This window comes from Bradyrhizobium sp. LB14.3, from assembly GCF_040547985.1.
In the GTDB taxonomy this organism is placed as follows: domain Bacteria; phylum Pseudomonadota; class Alphaproteobacteria; order Rhizobiales; family Xanthobacteraceae; genus Bradyrhizobium.
The window spans coordinates 28,117-43,632 of sequence record NZ_JBEPQT010000021.1; the positions used below are offsets into that span (position 1 = coordinate 28,117).

Annotated in this window: 15 protein-coding genes and 1 pseudogene; 14 read left to right on the forward strand and 2 right to left on the reverse strand. The window is 63.4% G+C overall.

Annotated elements, in window-relative coordinates; all coding sequences use genetic code 11:
- The first annotated feature begins 114 nt into the window (after window positions 1-114).
- Window positions 115-3,351, forward strand: coding sequence for a bifunctional cytochrome P450/NADPH--P450 reductase (locus ABIB00_RS28945; protein WP_354106688.1), 3,237 nt, complete (start codon window positions 115-117; stop codon window positions 3,349-3,351).
- 30 nt (window positions 3,352-3,381) lie between these two features.
- Window positions 3,382-4,056 (forward strand): spermidine synthase, encoded by a 675-nt coding sequence (locus ABIB00_RS28950; protein WP_354106689.1) that lies wholly within the window; start codon window positions 3,382-3,384, stop codon window positions 4,054-4,056.
- Here ABIB00_RS28950 and ABIB00_RS28955 read toward each other — a convergent pair.
- Both ABIB00_RS28955 and ABIB00_RS28960 read right to left on the reverse strand, forming a co-directional pair.
- Window positions 4,053-4,322 (reverse strand): annotated as a pseudogene (locus tag ABIB00_RS28955) (nuclear transport factor 2 family protein); the annotation flags it as partial. The gene ABIB00_RS28950 and the pseudogene ABIB00_RS28955 overlap by 4 nt on opposite strands.
- 31 nt (window positions 4,323-4,353) lie before the next feature.
- Entirely contained in the window at window positions 4,354-5,268 is a 915-nt protein-coding gene (locus tag ABIB00_RS28960; protein ID WP_354106690.1) for an alpha/beta fold hydrolase, read from the reverse strand.
- 171 nt (window positions 5,269-5,439) lie between these two features.
- Here ABIB00_RS28960 and ABIB00_RS28965 point away from each other — a divergent pair, with 171 nt between their 5' ends.
- The 12 genes from ABIB00_RS28965 to paaE all read left to right on the forward strand — a co-directional run bounded on the left by ABIB00_RS28965 (window position 5,440) and on the right by paaE (window position 15,487).
- A complete protein-coding gene (locus ABIB00_RS28965) occupies window positions 5,440-5,823 on the forward strand; it encodes a metal-sensitive transcriptional regulator (RefSeq protein WP_354106691.1) in 384 nt (127 codons plus the stop codon).
- The gene (locus ABIB00_RS28970) at window positions 5,820-6,902 is read left to right on the forward strand and encodes a PHA/PHB synthase family protein (protein WP_354051829.1); all 1,083 of its coding nucleotides are present in this window, start codon (window positions 5,820-5,822) and stop codon (window positions 6,900-6,902) included. Before ABIB00_RS28965 ends, ABIB00_RS28970 begins: the two co-directional genes overlap by 4 nt.
- Complete coding sequence (locus tag ABIB00_RS28975; RefSeq protein WP_354106692.1) at window positions 6,899-7,492, forward strand: GNAT family N-acetyltransferase; 594 nt, start codon at window positions 6,899-6,901, stop codon at window positions 7,490-7,492. Before ABIB00_RS28970 ends, ABIB00_RS28975 begins: the two co-directional genes overlap by 4 nt.
- A gap of 204 nt (window positions 7,493-7,696) precedes the next feature.
- A complete protein-coding gene (locus ABIB00_RS28980) occupies window positions 7,697-8,152 on the forward strand; it encodes a phasin (RefSeq protein ID WP_247349717.1) in 456 nt (151 codons plus the stop codon).
- Between the two features lie 162 nt (window positions 8,153-8,314).
- Complete coding sequence (locus ABIB00_RS28985) at window positions 8,315-9,601, forward strand: DUF445 domain-containing protein (RefSeq protein ID WP_354106693.1); 1,287 nt, start codon at window positions 8,315-8,317, stop codon at window positions 9,599-9,601.
- A 202-nt stretch (window positions 9,602-9,803) separates the two neighbouring features.
- A complete protein-coding gene (locus ABIB00_RS28990; RefSeq protein WP_247349721.1) occupies window positions 9,804-10,574 on the forward strand; it encodes an esterase/lipase family protein in 771 nt (256 codons plus the stop codon).
- Window positions 10,575-10,763: 189 nt separating this feature from the next.
- Window positions 10,764-11,630, forward strand: coding sequence for a phenylacetic acid degradation operon negative regulatory protein PaaX (paaX, locus tag ABIB00_RS28995; RefSeq protein WP_247441420.1), 867 nt, complete (start codon window positions 10,764-10,766; stop codon window positions 11,628-11,630).
- Window positions 11,631-11,706: 76 nt separating this feature from the next.
- A complete protein-coding gene (gene paaA, locus ABIB00_RS29000; RefSeq protein WP_354106694.1) occupies window positions 11,707-12,699 on the forward strand; it encodes a 1,2-phenylacetyl-CoA epoxidase subunit PaaA in 993 nt (330 codons plus the stop codon).
- A 10-nt stretch (window positions 12,700-12,709) separates the two neighbouring features.
- A complete protein-coding gene (gene paaB / locus ABIB00_RS29005; RefSeq protein ID WP_247349725.1) occupies window positions 12,710-12,997 on the forward strand; it encodes a 1,2-phenylacetyl-CoA epoxidase subunit PaaB in 288 nt (95 codons plus the stop codon).
- Between the two features lie 131 nt (window positions 12,998-13,128).
- Window positions 13,129-13,905 carry a 1,2-phenylacetyl-CoA epoxidase subunit PaaC gene (gene paaC / locus ABIB00_RS29010; protein WP_354106695.1) on the forward strand — a complete coding sequence of 259 codons (777 nt, stop codon included), beginning with the start codon at window positions 13,129-13,131 and terminating at the stop codon, window positions 13,903-13,905.
- A complete protein-coding gene (gene paaD / locus ABIB00_RS29015; protein ID WP_354106696.1) occupies window positions 13,899-14,402 on the forward strand; it encodes a 1,2-phenylacetyl-CoA epoxidase subunit PaaD in 504 nt (167 codons plus the stop codon). Before paaC ends, paaD begins: the two co-directional genes overlap by 7 nt.
- A 2-nt stretch (window positions 14,403-14,404) precedes the next feature.
- Window positions 14,405-15,487 (forward strand): 1,2-phenylacetyl-CoA epoxidase subunit PaaE, encoded by a 1,083-nt coding sequence (gene paaE, locus ABIB00_RS29020; RefSeq protein WP_354106697.1) that lies wholly within the window; start codon window positions 14,405-14,407, stop codon window positions 15,485-15,487.
- Window positions 15,488-15,516: the final 29 nt, after the last annotated feature.

The following is a 15,516-nucleotide window of genomic DNA, read 5'->3' on the forward strand; positions in this document are numbered from 1 at the left end:
CGTCATTGCGAGGAGCGGAGCGACGAAGCAATCCAGGCTGTCTCCGCGGATATATTTCTGGATTGCTTCGCTTCGCTCGCAATGACGACATTGAGGCAGGGGGACTACATTTCGATGTCATCGAAGAACCGTCTGGACCCGATCCCGCAGCCGCCGACCAAGCCGGTGGTCGGCAACATGCTGTCGCTGGATTCGGCGGCTCCGGTGCAGCACCTGACGCGGCTTGCCAAGGAATTAGGCCCGATCTTCTGGCTCGACATGATGGGCTCGCCGATCGTCGTCGTCTCCGGCCACGATCTGGTTGACGAGCTGTCTGACGAGAAGCGGTTCGACAAGGCGGTACGCGGCGCGTTGCGACGCGTGCGCGCGGTCGGTGGTGACGGCCTTTTCACAGCCGACACCAGGGAGCCCAACTGGAGCAAGGCGCACAACATCCTGATCCAGCCGTTCGGCAACCGCGCCATGCAATCCTATCACCCGAGCATGGTCGATATCGCCGAGCAGCTCGTCAGCAAATGGGAGCGGCTCAACGCCGACGACGAGATCGACGTCGTCCACGACATGACGGCGTTGACATTGGACACGATCGGCCTGTGCGGCTTCGAGTACCGCTTCAATTCGTTCTACCGGGGCGACTACCATCCTTTCGTCGAGTCGCTGGTGCGCTCGCTCGAAACCATCATGATGACGCGCGGCCTCCCGTTCGAGCAGATATGGATGCAGAAGCGGCGCAAGACCATGGGCGAAGACGTCGCCTTCATGAACAAAATGGTGGACGAGATCATCGCCGAGCGGCGCAAGAACGCGGATGCGATCGACGACAAGAAGGACATGTTGGCTGCGATGATGACCGGCGTCGACCGCTCGACCGGCGAGCAGCTCGACGACGTCAACATCCGTTACCAGATCAACACGTTCCTGATCGCAGGCCACGAGACCACCAGCGGCCTGTTGTCGTGCACGATCTATGCGCTGCTAAAACATCCTGATATTCTCAAGAAGGCCTATGACGAGGTCGATCGCGTCCTCGGTCCCGACGCCAACGCAAAGCCGACTTACCAGCAGGTGACGCAGCTCACCTACATCACGCAGATTTTGAAGGAGTCACTGCGGCTGTGGCCGCCGGCGCCGGCCTATGGCATCTCGCCGCTGAACGACGAGACCATCGGCGGCGGCAAGTACAAGCTTCGGAAGGGTACGTTCACCACCATCCTGGTGACCGCGCTGCATCGCGATCCCTCGGTCTGGGGTCCGAACCCGGATGCCTTCGATCCAGGGAATTTCAGCCGTGACGCGGAAGCCAAGCGACCGATCAATGCCTGGAAGCCGTTCGGCAACGGCCAGCGGGCGTGCATCGGCCGCGGCTTCGCCATGCACGAGGCCGCGCTCGCGCTCGGCATGATCCTCCAGCGCTTCAAGCTGATCGACCACCAGCGCTACCAGATGCACCTGAAGGAAACGCTGACGATGAAGCCGGAAGGCTTCAAGATCAAGGTCCGTCCGCGCGCCGATCGCGAGCGCGGCGCTTATGGTGGGGCTGTCGCCGCGGCCGCTTCGGCACCGAAGGCACCGCGTCAGCCGACCGCGCGGCTCGGTCACAACACGCCGATGCTGGTTCTCTACGGCTCCAATCTCGGCACCGCCGAGGAACTCGCGACGCGCATGGCCGACCTTGCCGAGATCAACGGCTTTGCCGTGCATCTCGGGCCTCTCGACGACTATGTCGGCAAGCTGCCGCAGGAGGGCGGCGTGCTGATCATCTGCGCCTCCTATAACGGCGCGCCGCCTGACAATGCGACGCAATTCGTCAAATGGCTCGGCGATGCGCTGCCGAAGGATGCGTTTGCCAATGTGCGCTACGCCGTGTTCGGCTGCGGCAACAGCGACTGGGCTGCGACCTATCAATCGGTGCCGCGCTTCATCGACGAGCAATTGTCGGCGCATGGCGCGCGCGCGGTCTACCCGCGCGGCGAAGGCGATGCGCGCAGCGATCTCGACGGCCAGTTTCAGAAATGGTTCCCGGCGGCCGCCCAGGTGGCGACCAAGGAATTCGGTGTCGACTGGAATTTCACCCGCACCGCGGAGGACGATCCGCTCTACGCGATCGAGCCGGTCGCGGTGACCGCCGTCAACACCATCGTCGCCCAGGGCGGCGCGGTGGCGATGAAGGTGCTGGTCAACGACGAGCTTCAGAACAAGACCGGGACCAATCCCTCGGAGCGCTCGACGCGCCATATCGAGGTGGAACTGCCGTCCAACGTTTCGTACCGCGTCGGCGATCATCTGAGTGTGGTCCCGCGCAACGATCCGACGCTGGTGGATTCGGTCGCCCGTCGCTTCGGCTTCCTGCCGGCGGACCAGATCAGGCTTCAAGTCGCCGAAGGCCGTCGCGCGCAATTGCCGGTCGGCGATGCCGTGTCGGTCGGTCGCCTGCTCAGCGAGTTCGTCGAGCTCCAGCAAGTGGCGACACGGAAGCAGATCCAGATCATGGCGGAGCACACGCGTTGCCCCGTCACGAAACCAAGACTGCTGGCCTTCGTTGGCGAGGAGGCCGAGCCGCTCGAGCGTTATCGCAGCGAGATTCTGGCAAGGCGAAAATCGGTGTTCGACCTTTTGCTCGAACATCCGGCTTGCGAATTGCCGTTCCATGTCTATCTGGAAATGCTCTCGCTGCTGGCGCCGCGCTATTACTCGATCTCGTCTTCGCCGTCGGTCGATCCGGCGCGTTGCAGCGTCACGATCGGCGTGGTCGAAGGGCCGGCGGCGTCGGGGCGCGGAACCTACAAGGGCATCTGCTCGAACTATCTCACCAACCGACGCGCGGGCGATGCGATCTATGCAACGGTGCGTGAGACCAAGGCCGGCTTCCGGCTCCCGGATGATCCATCCGTGCCGATCATCATGATTGGACCAGGGACGGGACTTGCGCCGTTCCGCGGCTTCCTCCAGGAGCGCGCCGCGCGCAAGGCGAAGGGCAGCGCCCTCGGCCCGTCCCTGCTGTTCTTCGGCTGCCGCCATCCCGATCAGGATTTTCTCTATGCGGACGAGCTGAGGGCGCTGGCCGCAAGCGGCATCACCGAGCTGTTCACGGCATTCTCGCGCGCGGATGGACCAAAGACCTATGTCCAGCACGTCCTCGCCGCGCAGAAGGACAAGGTCTGGCCGCTGATCGAGCAGGGCGCGATCGTCTATGTCTGCGGCGACGGCAGCAAGATGGAGCCCGACGTGAAGGCGGCGCTGGTCGCGATCCATCGCGAGAAGAGCGGCAGCGATGCCGCCACGGCTGCGCGCTGGATCGAGGAGATGGGCGCGAAGAACCGGTATGTGCTGGACGTGTGGGCGGGAGGGTGATTGTTCGTCCGATCGTGCTAAAGCTTCCGCATGATTCCCTGGGAAAAGATCGACACCGCCAAAATCCCCGGCTCCGATGAAGAGCTTCGCCTGATGCGGCGAGGCAAGGAGTTTTCGATCAAGCTCGGCACCAACGAGCTGATGAACAACCGCTTGTCAGGCTCGGAAGCCGCGCTCGCGACGCTTGCGGCGAAGCAGATCGAGACGGTGGCAAAGCCTGTCGTGCTCATCGGCGGACTGGGGATGGGTTTTACGCTACGCGCGGCGCTCACCGTGCTCGGAGCTAAGGCGAAGATCGTTGTCTCCGAGCTCGTGCCGGCGGTGGTCACCTGGGCACGCGGTCCGATGGCTGAGGTGTTCGGCGACAGTCTCGATGATCCCAGGGTGAGCATCCGGGAAACCGACGTCGGCGAAATCATCCGGGCACAGCGGTCGACCTTCGACGCCATTCTCCTCGACGTCGATAACGGCCCGGAAGGGCTGACCCGGAAGGGCAATAATGCGCTCTACAATGCGGGTGGGTTGAAGGCGACCAGAACCGCGCTGCGGCCGGGAGGTGTGCTCGCCGTCTGGTCGTCCGGACCCAACCCGGCCTTCACCAAGCGGCTTGGCAGCGCTGGCTTCGACGTCAACGAGGTCAGCATCCGCGCCACCGGCAGAGGCGGCGGCGCACGCCACGTGATCTGGATCGCGAAGAAGAATTAGGCCGCCTGCGCAGCTACCAGTTCGATCCGTCGGAACATCGTGTTGCTGTTCGCGGGAGTCTCGGGAATAGCCTGAACGACGTCCCAGTGTTCGACGATCTTGCCGTTCTCCAGCTTGAAGATGTCGACGATCGCGTTGCCCCTGGTGCCGGGCTCGCGAACCGCGTGAACGTGCAGGATGACGTAGTCGCCATCCACGAAGCTGCGCTTGATGTCGCTGTGGGAGTTGGGGAATTTCTCGCGCAGGAGGCCGATGAACTTTCGGAAGCTCACCGCGAGGAGACCGTATGCGTCGGGTCTATGCCGCCCGCGTCGCCGCGTCATGTGAATGTTTGTCGATGGCGCCGATGATCTCCGGCCAGAAGCGCATCGGCAGCGCGTGGCCCATGCCTTCGATCATCAACAGCTTTGCGCCAGGAATTGACTCTGCCGTATCCTTGCCGCCCTCGGGGCGGACCAGCGGATCGACGGTGCCATGGATGACGAGTGTCGGCGTCTTGACGCCATGCAGTCGCTCCTTGCGGCTGCCGGAGGCAAGCACCGCGCGGAGCTGTCGGCCGACGCCGGCCGGATTGAGCCCGCGCGCGAACACGCGTTCGGCACGACCGGGATCGAGCGCCTCTTCCTCCGGAAAGGACCCGGCCCGCAACACGTTCCAGGTCTGGCCGTAGCGCACGATGAACTCCTCCTTGCTGCGCGGCGGCGGCGCCATCAGCATCGCGGCGGCCTCACGTGTCGGGGGCGGCACGCGCGGATTGCCGGTCGTCGACATGATCGAGGTCAGCGACCGCACGCGCTCGGAAAACGACAGCGTCACCTCCTGCGCGATCATCCCGCCCATGGACGCCCCGACCAGATGCGCCGACTTGATGCCGAGCGCATCCATCAGCCCGACCGTGTCCTTGGCCATGTCGATCAGCCTGTAGGTGGCGGCTACGGGAATCCTGAGGAAGCGGAGCTTCAACAGCTCGAGCGGCGTCAGGCGCTTGCCGCCAGTAAGATGGCTCGACTTGCCGATGTCGCGATTGTCGAAGCGGATCACGCGAAAGCCGTGCACGGCGAGCTGCTCGCAGAACGCATCGTCCCAATGGATCATCTGGGCGCCTAACCCCATGATCAGCAGCAGCGGCTCGGCATTATCGTTGCCGAAAATCTCGTAACAAATGTCGATGCCGTTGGCGCGGACGGTCTGCGACGGCTGTTGGGCGTTCACGGGTGCATTCCCCTGGCTTTTGATCAATGCTGTATCGCACGGTTTCCCGTCGCGATGAAGACGCGTGCGCGACACCGCACCCGCTGCTTGCCGGTTGACCGGCACCTCGCAACGGTGTGGTATGGCGAAAAAAGGAAGGGCGTCGAAGCTCTCGATTTCAGGAGGACGCCGATGACCGACAAGACCAATGACCCCGTTGCCATGTGGCAGAAGATGGTGGGCGAGATGGAGAAGGGGTTCAACTCCTTCGCCAATCAGGCCATGTCGTCGCCCGAGTTTTCGCAAGCTATGAACCGGGCCGGCGGCGTTGCTGCAGGTGCTCAGAAGCAGCTCGGTGAGCTCATGGAGAAATATCTGGTCTCCATGAATCTGCCGAGCCGGGAGCAGGTCACGAGTCTTGCGGAACGGCTGCAGTCCATCGAAGGACAGATCGGTGAGATCAAGTCGATGCTGAGCCAGATGGCGGCAAGTTCCGGCGCGTCTCAGGGCTTCGATCCAGCGTTGCGGCCGCCGCGCACCAAGCGCCCGCCGTCCGAGGGCGGAGAGCACACATGAATGCACCCACCGGACTTGATTTCGCATCGATCCCGGAGCGTATCCAGTCCGAGGTGCAGCGCGCGATCCAGCGAAGCATCAAGGGTGTGGAATATTTCTCGACCTCCGGTCCGACGCTCGGCTCGACGCCGAAGGACGTGCTGCATTCGCGCGGCACGATGAGCCTCTACCATTATCGGCCGATGTCCGACGAGATCTATCGAATTCCGATCTTGATCGTGATGGCGACCACTAATCGCGGTTACATTCTCGATCTCGTGCCCGGCCAGAGTTTCATCGAGTTTCTCTTGAAGCGCGGCTACGACGTCTACATGCTCGACTGGAGCGCGCCGCGGCCGGAGGAGAAGGGCCTGCGAATGGAGGACTATGTCCTCGACTTCATCCCGGACTGCATCCGCCGCGTGCAGCAGGATTCCGGCGAACAGGACGTCTCCGTGATTGGCTATTGCTTCGGCGGGGTGCTGTCGTTGCTCTACGGCTCGATCTACAGGGGCGGGCCGATGAAGAATTTGATCTGCTTCACCACGCCCATCGACTTCCGCGAGATGAAGCTGTTCGCGAACTTCTCCGACCGGCGCTATTTCGACGTCGACCGCCTGGTCGACAGCGTCGGCAACGTGCCGCCGGAGATGATCCTGTCGTCGTTCGAGATGCTGCGCCCGGCCTCGCGCACGGTGAGCCAGATCCAGCTCTGGGAGAACATCTGGAACGACGAGTTCGTCAAGTCCTACCGGATGTTCGACCGTTGGGCGACCGACACGCTACCGCTGGCGGGGGAATATTTCCGCACCATCACCAAGGACCTGATGTGGGACAACAAGCTGTTCAACGACACCATGTCGGTCGGCGGCCGTGCTGCGAAGCTCGAGGACATCAAGGTGCCGTTCCTGCATGCGGTCGCCGAGCATGACCACATCGTGCCGTATGAGGCCGCAAAACACCTGATCGCCAAGATTGGATCCGAGGACAAGGAAGAGGTGATGCTGAAAGGCGGTCATGTCTCCCTCGTCGCCGGCGCCAATGCGGTGAAGCGGCTGTGGCCGAAACTGGATTCCTGGCTGGGGAAGAGATCGACATGAGTGAGCAACGTTCTTATCCGCGTCGCGTCAACACGGATGCCGGTGATATCGAGATCCGCCTGATGTCGCCGACGGATGAGGCTGCGGTGCTCGCCTTCGGCAAGGGCCTGCCGTCTCACGATCTCCTTTTCCTGCCGCGTAACATCAGTGAGCCAAAGGTGCTGTCGGCCTGGGTCAAGGAGATCGAGCGCGGTGCGATCACGAGCTTGCTGGCGGTCAGGGGCGGCACGGTCGTCGGCTGCGGCACGTTGGTGCGCGACCCGCATTCCTGGTCGCCCCATGTCGGTGAAATCCGCATGGTGGTCTCGCCCGACGTCCGCGGGAAGGGGGTGGGAAAGGCGCTGTCGCAGGAGACTTTTGCGCTCGCGCTCGGCGCCGGCCTCGAAAAGCTGTCTGTCCAGATGACCGTCGACCAGCAGGCGGCCATCGCGCTGTTCGAGAGCCTCGGCTTCAAGGCCGAGGCGCTCTTGCGCGACCATGTCCGGGACGTCGGCGGTAAGACCCACGACATTGTCGTGCTCGGTCATAACATCGCGCAGGTCCAGGCCCAGATGGAGGCCTATGGGCTGCCTGGCGCCGTCCAGCATTGAGCGCCCTTGGGGCGGCTGTCCGGGAACCGGATGGCTACGGAGGCCGCATAGTGCCTCCTATCAAAGCTATTCACGGTTTCGTGATATCGCAGTGCAATATGAATGTTGCATCGCACCATTAACTATGGCATATAAGCCTTGCCCCGGGCCAATGCGGACGGGGTGAGCCCATAGCTCAGAACAAATGAGGATGGAGAGAACCCCATGACCACTGAAACCAACACCGCTTTCGAGGGCTTCAAGGACGCTTTCAAGAACATCCAGAACCTGGAAGTTCCCGAGGCCGCCCGTGAGTTCGTCAAGAAGTCTGCCAACACCGCCAAGGACCGCGCTGCCGAGGTTTTCGCTGGCTCCGAGCGCGTGACCGCCGCCGTCGAGAACGCCGTGACCGAATCCGTCACCGAGGCCGGCAAGATCAGCCGCAATATCCAGCAGGCGATCTATGACGACGCCCAGGCATTCTTCGCCGGTATCGACAAGCTCGCCTCCGCCAAGTCGTTCAGCGAAGCCGTCGAGATCCAGTCGGGACTGCTCCGTTCGCGCGGCGAAGTGTTCGTCTCGCGCGCCAAGGCGACCACCGACTATCTCGGCAAGCTTGCGGCCAACGGTGCGAAGTCCGCTCAGGACAATTTTGCCAAGGTCTACAACAAGACCGCCTGATCCGGCGCCTGAGTATAAACTGAAATTTGAGGCCCGCTTCGGCGGGCCTTTGTTTTTTGCCGCGCCGTCATTGCGAGCGAAGCGAAGCAATCCAGAGTCTTCCCGTGGAAAGATTCTGGATTGCTTCGCTTCGCTCGCAATGACGAGTACTGTGATGCAGTTATGTCCTCACTCGCTAAATTTTCTTTTGATACTCCCGGCGACGCAGAACGCGCGGCGGAGCTGCGTCGCATCAAGGCACTGGCGACGCTTGTGCTGGCGTCGACGCTCGCTCTGTTCGTCGTCGCGAAATGGCTTCTCCCCGTGCATCCCGTGTTCGGATTCATCGCTGCATTCGCGGAAGCCGCGACCATCGGCGGGCTCGCGGATTGGTATGCAGTGGTGGCGCTGTTCAAGCGGCCGTTGGGCCTGCCGATCCCGCACACCGCGATCATCCAGAGCAACCAGGCCCGCATCGCCGACAAGCTCGGCGAGTTCATCGAGGTGCATTTTCTCGAGGTTGGTCCCGTCGAGGCCAAGCTGAAGGAGATCGATTTCGGCTCCTTTGTCGCCGACTGGCTCCGCGACCGCAAGCGAAGCGACGATCTCGCGCGCTTCGCGCTCCGCCTGTTGCCGGAGGCCGTCTCCGCGACCGAGAGCTCCGGTCTGATGACCTTCATCATCCGCCGCATGTCCTCGCAGCTCCAGGCAATCGACCTGGCGCCGCTCGCGGCCGGCACGTTGCGCGGCTTTGTTGCGGAGGGACGCCATCAGATCCTGTTCGACGATCTCCTGCGCGTGATGCACGAGACGCTGAACCAGACGGAGACGATGGCGATGATCCGCGAGAAGGTGCGCGCGGAATTGCCGACCTTGCTCAGGCTTTATCGCGCCGACAAATTTCTGGTGAACAAGATCGTGGCTTCCGCTACCGCCTTCTTCGATGAGGTGCGCGCCGATCCCAAGCACCCGTTCCGCGGCGAGTTCGACCGCATGGTACTGACCTTCGTCGACCGGCTCGGCACTGACCAAGCCTATGTCGATCGCATCGCCGGCCTGAAGCGCGATCTGCTCGCGCGGCCCGAGCTTGCTGATCTGGCCCGCACTGTGTGGGCCAACACGCGCTCTTTCATCGAACGCAGCGCGAGCGGCGAGACACAGGTGTTGCAGCATCATCTTGCCGGCATGTGTGTCGCGGCGGGCGAAGCGCTCGCCGGCGATGCCGAGCTGCGCCGCGAGATCAACAAGGGTCTGGTGGCGGTGCTGCGCAGTTTCGTCGCAGACCAGAAGAGCGGGGTTTCGACCTTCATTTCCGACCAGGTCAAGTCGTGGGACATGGCGCAGCTGATTTCGCTGATCGAAATCAACATCGGCCGCGACCTGCAATACATCCGCTTCAACGGCTCGCTGATCGGCGGGCTCGCGGGACTTGCACTTTACTCCGTGGAATCCCTGCTTCGATTGTTGTGACTTTTGCGTTACGAACGTTAGCATTAACGCGCGGGCCTATTGTGGCCCCGCGTCTCTCCCGATTGAATGTCGGGGAACCGGCTGCCTAGCTGATTCATGTTGCGCTGCGGAACGATCGAGAAGCCGGCGTGTTGGAATCCCATACCCATTTGCCGGCAGGCCACCGGTAGCCTTTTCAGCAATTCTTCCCAGGGGACCATTGATGACCGCTACTGCCCAGACGCCGAGTCCGCCGTCCCGCACCCTAATGTTCCTGGAAGGGCGCGCGATCCACGAGTTCGGCGCATTCCTCGGCGCGCTTCCGCTGCTCAGCCTCGCCCCGCGCGGCGATGGGCATCCGGTGCTGGTGCTGCCCGGCCTCGTGGCCACCGACGCGTCCACGCGCGCGCTCCGCACGTTTCTGTCGGGCAAGGACTATGCGGTGAGCGGCTGGCGCCAGGGCCGCAATTACGGCCTGCGCGAGGGCGTGCAGCACGCGATGGTGGATCTGGTCCGGGAGCTCAGTGACGCGCACGGCCGCAAGATCAGCCTGGTCGGCTGGAGCCTCGGCGGTCTCTATGCGCGCCAGCTCGCCAAGATGATGCCCGACCGCGTGCGCCAGGTGATCACGCTCGGCAGCCCCTTTGCCGGCGATCCCCGTTCGACCAATGCCTGGCGCGTCTATGAATGGGCGAGCGGGCGGAAGTCCGACGAGCTCGATCCGCAGTTCGGCGGCGATCTCGCCGTTGCGCCGCCGGTGCCGACCACCGCGATCTTCAGCCGCACCGACGGTGTCTGCGCCTGGCAGGGCTGCGTGGAGAAGACGGGCGCCCAGACCGAGAGCATCGAGATCGAGAGCAGCCATTGCGGCATGGGCCATCACCCGGCTGCGGTCTATGCCATCGGCGACCGCCTCGCGCAGAAGGAAGGCAACTGGCGGCCCTTCGACCGCAGCGGCTGGCGCAGCCTGGTCTATCCCGATCCGCATCGGTAAGCGGCCTGCATGGTTCGAGACGCGCGGCTTCGTCGCGCTCCTCACCATGAGGATTTAAAGCAAGCGAAGCGATTAGACCTCATCCTGAGGAGGCGCGCAGCGCCGTCTCGAAGGATCGAGCCCGGCTCTCGCTTCCATTGTCGTACCCGTCCATTGTCGCGCCCGCACCAAACGCGCTATGCCTCGCGCATGGCGTATCCTTTGTCCCGCATCATCGACCAGCTCAAGCGCGAGCCGTCGCGCACCGGCTCCATCGTGATCACCGTGTTCGGTGACGCCATCGTGCCGCGTGGCGGCTCGGTATGGCTCGGCACGCTGCTGGAATTCCTCGAAAGTCTGGATATCGACAGCGGCGTGGTGCGAACCGCGATGTCGCGGCTTGCCGCCGACGGCTGGCTGACGCGCGAAAAGGTCGGCCGCAACAGTTTTTATCGCTTGGCCGACAAAGGCCGCCAGATCTTCGAAGCCGCCACGCGCCACATCTACGATCCGCCGCCATCTGACTGGACCGGACGTTTCGAACTGCTGCTGATCGGCAATGGCTGGGATCGCGACGCCTCGCGCGAGGCGCTCCGCAATGCCGGCTTCGGTAGTCCGCTGCCGGGCGTGTGGGTCGCGCCGTCGGGCGTGCCGGTGCCGGACGAAGCCGCCGGCGCGATCCGCCTTGAAGTCTCGGCCGAGGATGACAGTGGTCGGCGCCTGCTCAGTGCGAGCTGGCCGCTGGACCGCACCGCGGACGCCTATCTCAAGTTCATGAAGACGTTCGAGCCGCTGCGCGCCTCGATCGCGCGCGGCACGGAGCTGTCCGAGGCCGACGCGTTTACCGCGCGCATCCTCCTGATCCACTATTACCGCCGCGTCGTGCTGCGCGATCCGCTGCTGCCCGAAAGTCTGCTTCCGGCAGACTGGCCGGGCAAGGCTGCCCGCGCGCTATGCGGCGAGATCTACCGCGCGCTGCTTGCTGCATCAGAACAATGGCTTGATGGTCATGGAACCAATGAAAAGGGGCCGTTGCCGCCGGCGCGAAAACTCCTGGAAAGGAGGTTTGAGGCTTGATCTTTATGTTACAGAAATATCTTGCATGCGATAATTCTTGATATATATTGCCTCCCAATAAAACGGGAGGATGCGCATGTATACCCAGGCGCTGAACACGACCGAGACCGATGATCGCGGTCTTGAGGACGCGGCCAAGGCTGCGCAGTTCCAGGCGCGCATCGATGCCGAGGAGCGCATTGAGCCGAACGACTGGATGCCGGCGGCCTATCGCAAGACGCTCACCCGCCAGATCTCCCAGCACGCCCATTCCGAAATCGTCGGCATGCTGCCCGAGGGCAACTGGATTACGCGCGCGCCGTCCTTGCGCCGCAAGGCCGCGCTGCTTGCCAAGGTGCAGGACGAGTGCGGCCACGGGCTCTATCTCTATGCCGCCGCCGAGACGCTGGGCACTTCGCGTGAAGAGCTGGTCGACGCCATGCTCGCGGGCAAGGCAAAATATTCCTCGATCTTCAACTATCCGACGCTGACCTGGGCAGACATCGGCATCATCGGCTGGCTGGTCGACGGCGCCGCGATCATGAATCAGATCCCGCTGTGTCGTTGCTCCTACGGCCCCTACGCGCGCGCGATGATCCGCGTCTGCAAGGAGGAGTCGTTCCACCAGCGCCAGGGCTATGAGATCGTGCTGACGCTGTGCCGCGGCTCGGACGAGCAGAAGGCGATGGCGCAGGAAGCGCTGAACCGCTGGTGGTGGCCGGTACTGATGATGTTCGGCCCGCCCGATGCCACGAGCCAGCACAGCGACACCTCGACGAAATGGAAGATCAAGCGCTTCTCCAATGACGAGCTGCGCCAGAAATTCGTCGATGCCACCGTGCCGCAGGCGCAATATCTCGGCCTCACCATTCCCGACCCCGGCATGATTCAGGATGCGGACGGGCACTGGCGCTACAGCGAGATCGACTGGACCGAGTTCAAGCAGGTGCTCGCCGGCAACGGCCCCTGCAATCGCGATCGCATCGCCGCGCGCCGCAAGGCGCACGACGAGGGCGCGTGGGTGCGCGAGGCGGCAGCCGCCTACGCCGCAAAGCGCGCGCGTCGTCAGACTGCACAAGCCGCGGAATAGGGAGATCGCGATGGCCACGCCGAACACGCCGCTCTGGGAAGTCTTCATTCGCAGCCGCAACGGGCTCGCACACAAACATGTCGGCTCGCTGCACGCGAGCGACACGACCATGGCCTTGCAGGCCGCGCGCGATATCTACACCCGTCGCGGCGAGGGTCTTTCGATCTGGGTCGTGCCGTCGACCGCGATCACCGCGAGCGATCCCGCCGAGAAGGGCATGATGTTCGAGCCTGCCGAGTCGAAGATCTACCGCCACCCGACGTTCTACGAGGTGCCCGACGAAGTGGGGCACATGTAGCTCTCTCTCCTCATGGTGAGGAGCCGCGAAGCGGCGTCTCGAACCATGAATGCCCGTGACCCGCGGCCCATCCTTCGAGACGGCGCTTTCGCGCCTCCTCAGGATGAGGTTCTAACAAGTGGATAGGACAGATGCCCGTCGCGAACATCCAGGTCTCGGAAACACCGCTGGTGCTCTATGCCTTGCGCCGCGCCGACGATGCGCTGATCCTCGGGCATCGCCTCTCGGAATGGTGCGGACATGCGCCGATGCTGGAAGAGGACATGGCGCTCTCCAATATCGCGCTCGATCTCCTCGGCCAGGCGCGCGAGCTCTATACCTACGCCGCCAAGGCCGAAGGCAAGGACAACGACGAGGACAAGCTCGCCTACCTGCGCGACGTCAGGCAATACCGCAATCTGCTGCTGGTCGAGCAGCCCAATGGCGATTTTGCCCAGACCCTGGTGCGGCAGTTCTTCTATTCCACCTTCGCCGATCTCTACTGGCGGGCGATGATGGCCTCGCGCGACACGACGCTTGCAGCGATTGCCGCAAAGTCGGAGAAGGAGAGCGCCTATCATCTGCGCCATGCCTCGGAGTGGATCATCCGGCTCGGCGACGGCACGGATGAAAGCCACGCCCGCGCGCAGGCCGCGATCGATTATCTCTGGGCTTTTACCGGTGAGATGTTCGCCGTCGATGAAGGCGAACGCGCCCTGATCCATGCCGATATCGCCATCGATCCCGGAAGCTTGCGCGGTCGCTGGCTGACGACGCTGTCGGGTGTCGTCAGTGAAGCCACGCTTGAGCTGCCGCAGACCGACTGGATGCAGCGGGGCGGCCGTACCGGCCGGCACAGCGAGCATCTTGGCCATCTTCTGTCCGAGCTGCAGTCGATGCAGCGCACTTTCCCGGGGCAGACATGGTGACGGTGCTGGAGCGCGACAGCGAACTGCGCAAACGCGCCTGGGACGCCGCGGCCAGCGTGGTCGATCCCGAAATTCCGGTGCTGACCATCGCTGATCTCGGTGTGCTCCGCGATGTCGTTCTCGACGGCGACGATGTCGAGGTCGCGATCACGCCGACCTATTCGGGTTGCCCGGCGATGAACATGATCGCACTGGAAATCGAGGTCGCGCTGGAGCGGGCTGGTTTCCGCGGTCCAAAGGTCCGCACTGTGCTGTCGCCGGCCTGGACCACCGACTGGATGAGCGAGGAGGGCCGCCGGAAGCTTCACGCCTACGGCATCGCGCCGCCGCAAGCCTCGAATTCGCGCCGGGCGCTGTTCGGCGAGCAGGCCGTTGCGTGCCCGCAATGCAGCTCGGCGAATACCGAGCTGCTGTCCGAATTCGGCTCGACCTCCTGCAAGGCGCTGTGGCGCTGCAAGGCCTGCCGCGAACCCTTCGATTATTTCAAGTGTCATTGACCATGTCAGCAGCCGCACCGCGCTTCCATCGCCTGGCCGTCAACGATCTTCGCCGCGAGGCGTCCGACGCCGTATCGCTGACATTTGCCATCCCAACGGAGCTTGCGACCGACTACGCTTTCACACCCGGCCAATACCTCACGCTCCGCACCATACTGGATGGCGAGGAGGTGCGCCGCTCCTATTCGATCTGCTCGTGTCCTGACGATGGGGAGATCCGCATCGCCGTGAAGAAGGTCGACGGTGGCGCATTCTCGAGCTGGGCCGCGGACGATTTGAAGTGCGGCGACGAGTTGGACGTGATGACGCCCACAGGACGCTTCGGCGTGGTCCCGCCGGCCGGCGCCGGCCGCATCCATGTCGGCTTTGCCGCCGGCTCCGGCATCACGCCGATCCTATCGATCGTCAAGGGCACGCTTGCGCGCGAGCCGGACAGCCATTTCTTCCTGTTCTACGGCAATCGCGCGACCGACAACATCATGTTCCTCGAGGCGCTTGAAGAGCTCAAGGATCGCTTCATCGACCGCCTCTCGATCTTCCACGTTATCTCCGGCGAGGAACAGGACATTCCGGTCCTGCATGGCCGGCTCGACGGCGACAAGGTGAGGGTGCTGCTGCGCTCGCTGGTCCCGGCCGCGAGCATCGATCACATCTTCATCTGCGGACCCCTTGGCATGAGCGAGGAGATCGAGGCGACCTGCCGCGGCCTTGGCATCGCGGAAGAGCGTATCCACGTCGAGCGCTTCGTCTCCGAGTTCGGCGGCAAGCCGCGGCCGAAGAAGATCGTTGCGCCCGACGCGCCGCCGAAAGCGGTGGCGTCACTGATCATCGACGGCAAGCGTCGCGACGTGCCGGTTGCCGAGGACGAGGCGATCCTGGATGCCGCACTGCGCGCCGGCATCGATCTGCCCTTCGCCTGTAAGGGCGGCATGTGCTCGACCTGCCGTGCAAAACTGGTCGAGGGCGAGGCGCCGATGGACATCAACTACTCGCTGGAACCCTGGGAGCTGAAGGCCGGCTTTGTCCTGACCTGCCAGGCGAAGCCATCGTCGGAGCGGGTCGTGGTCGACTACGACCACGTTTGACAGTTATGGCCAAGCAGCAGAGCATTGCG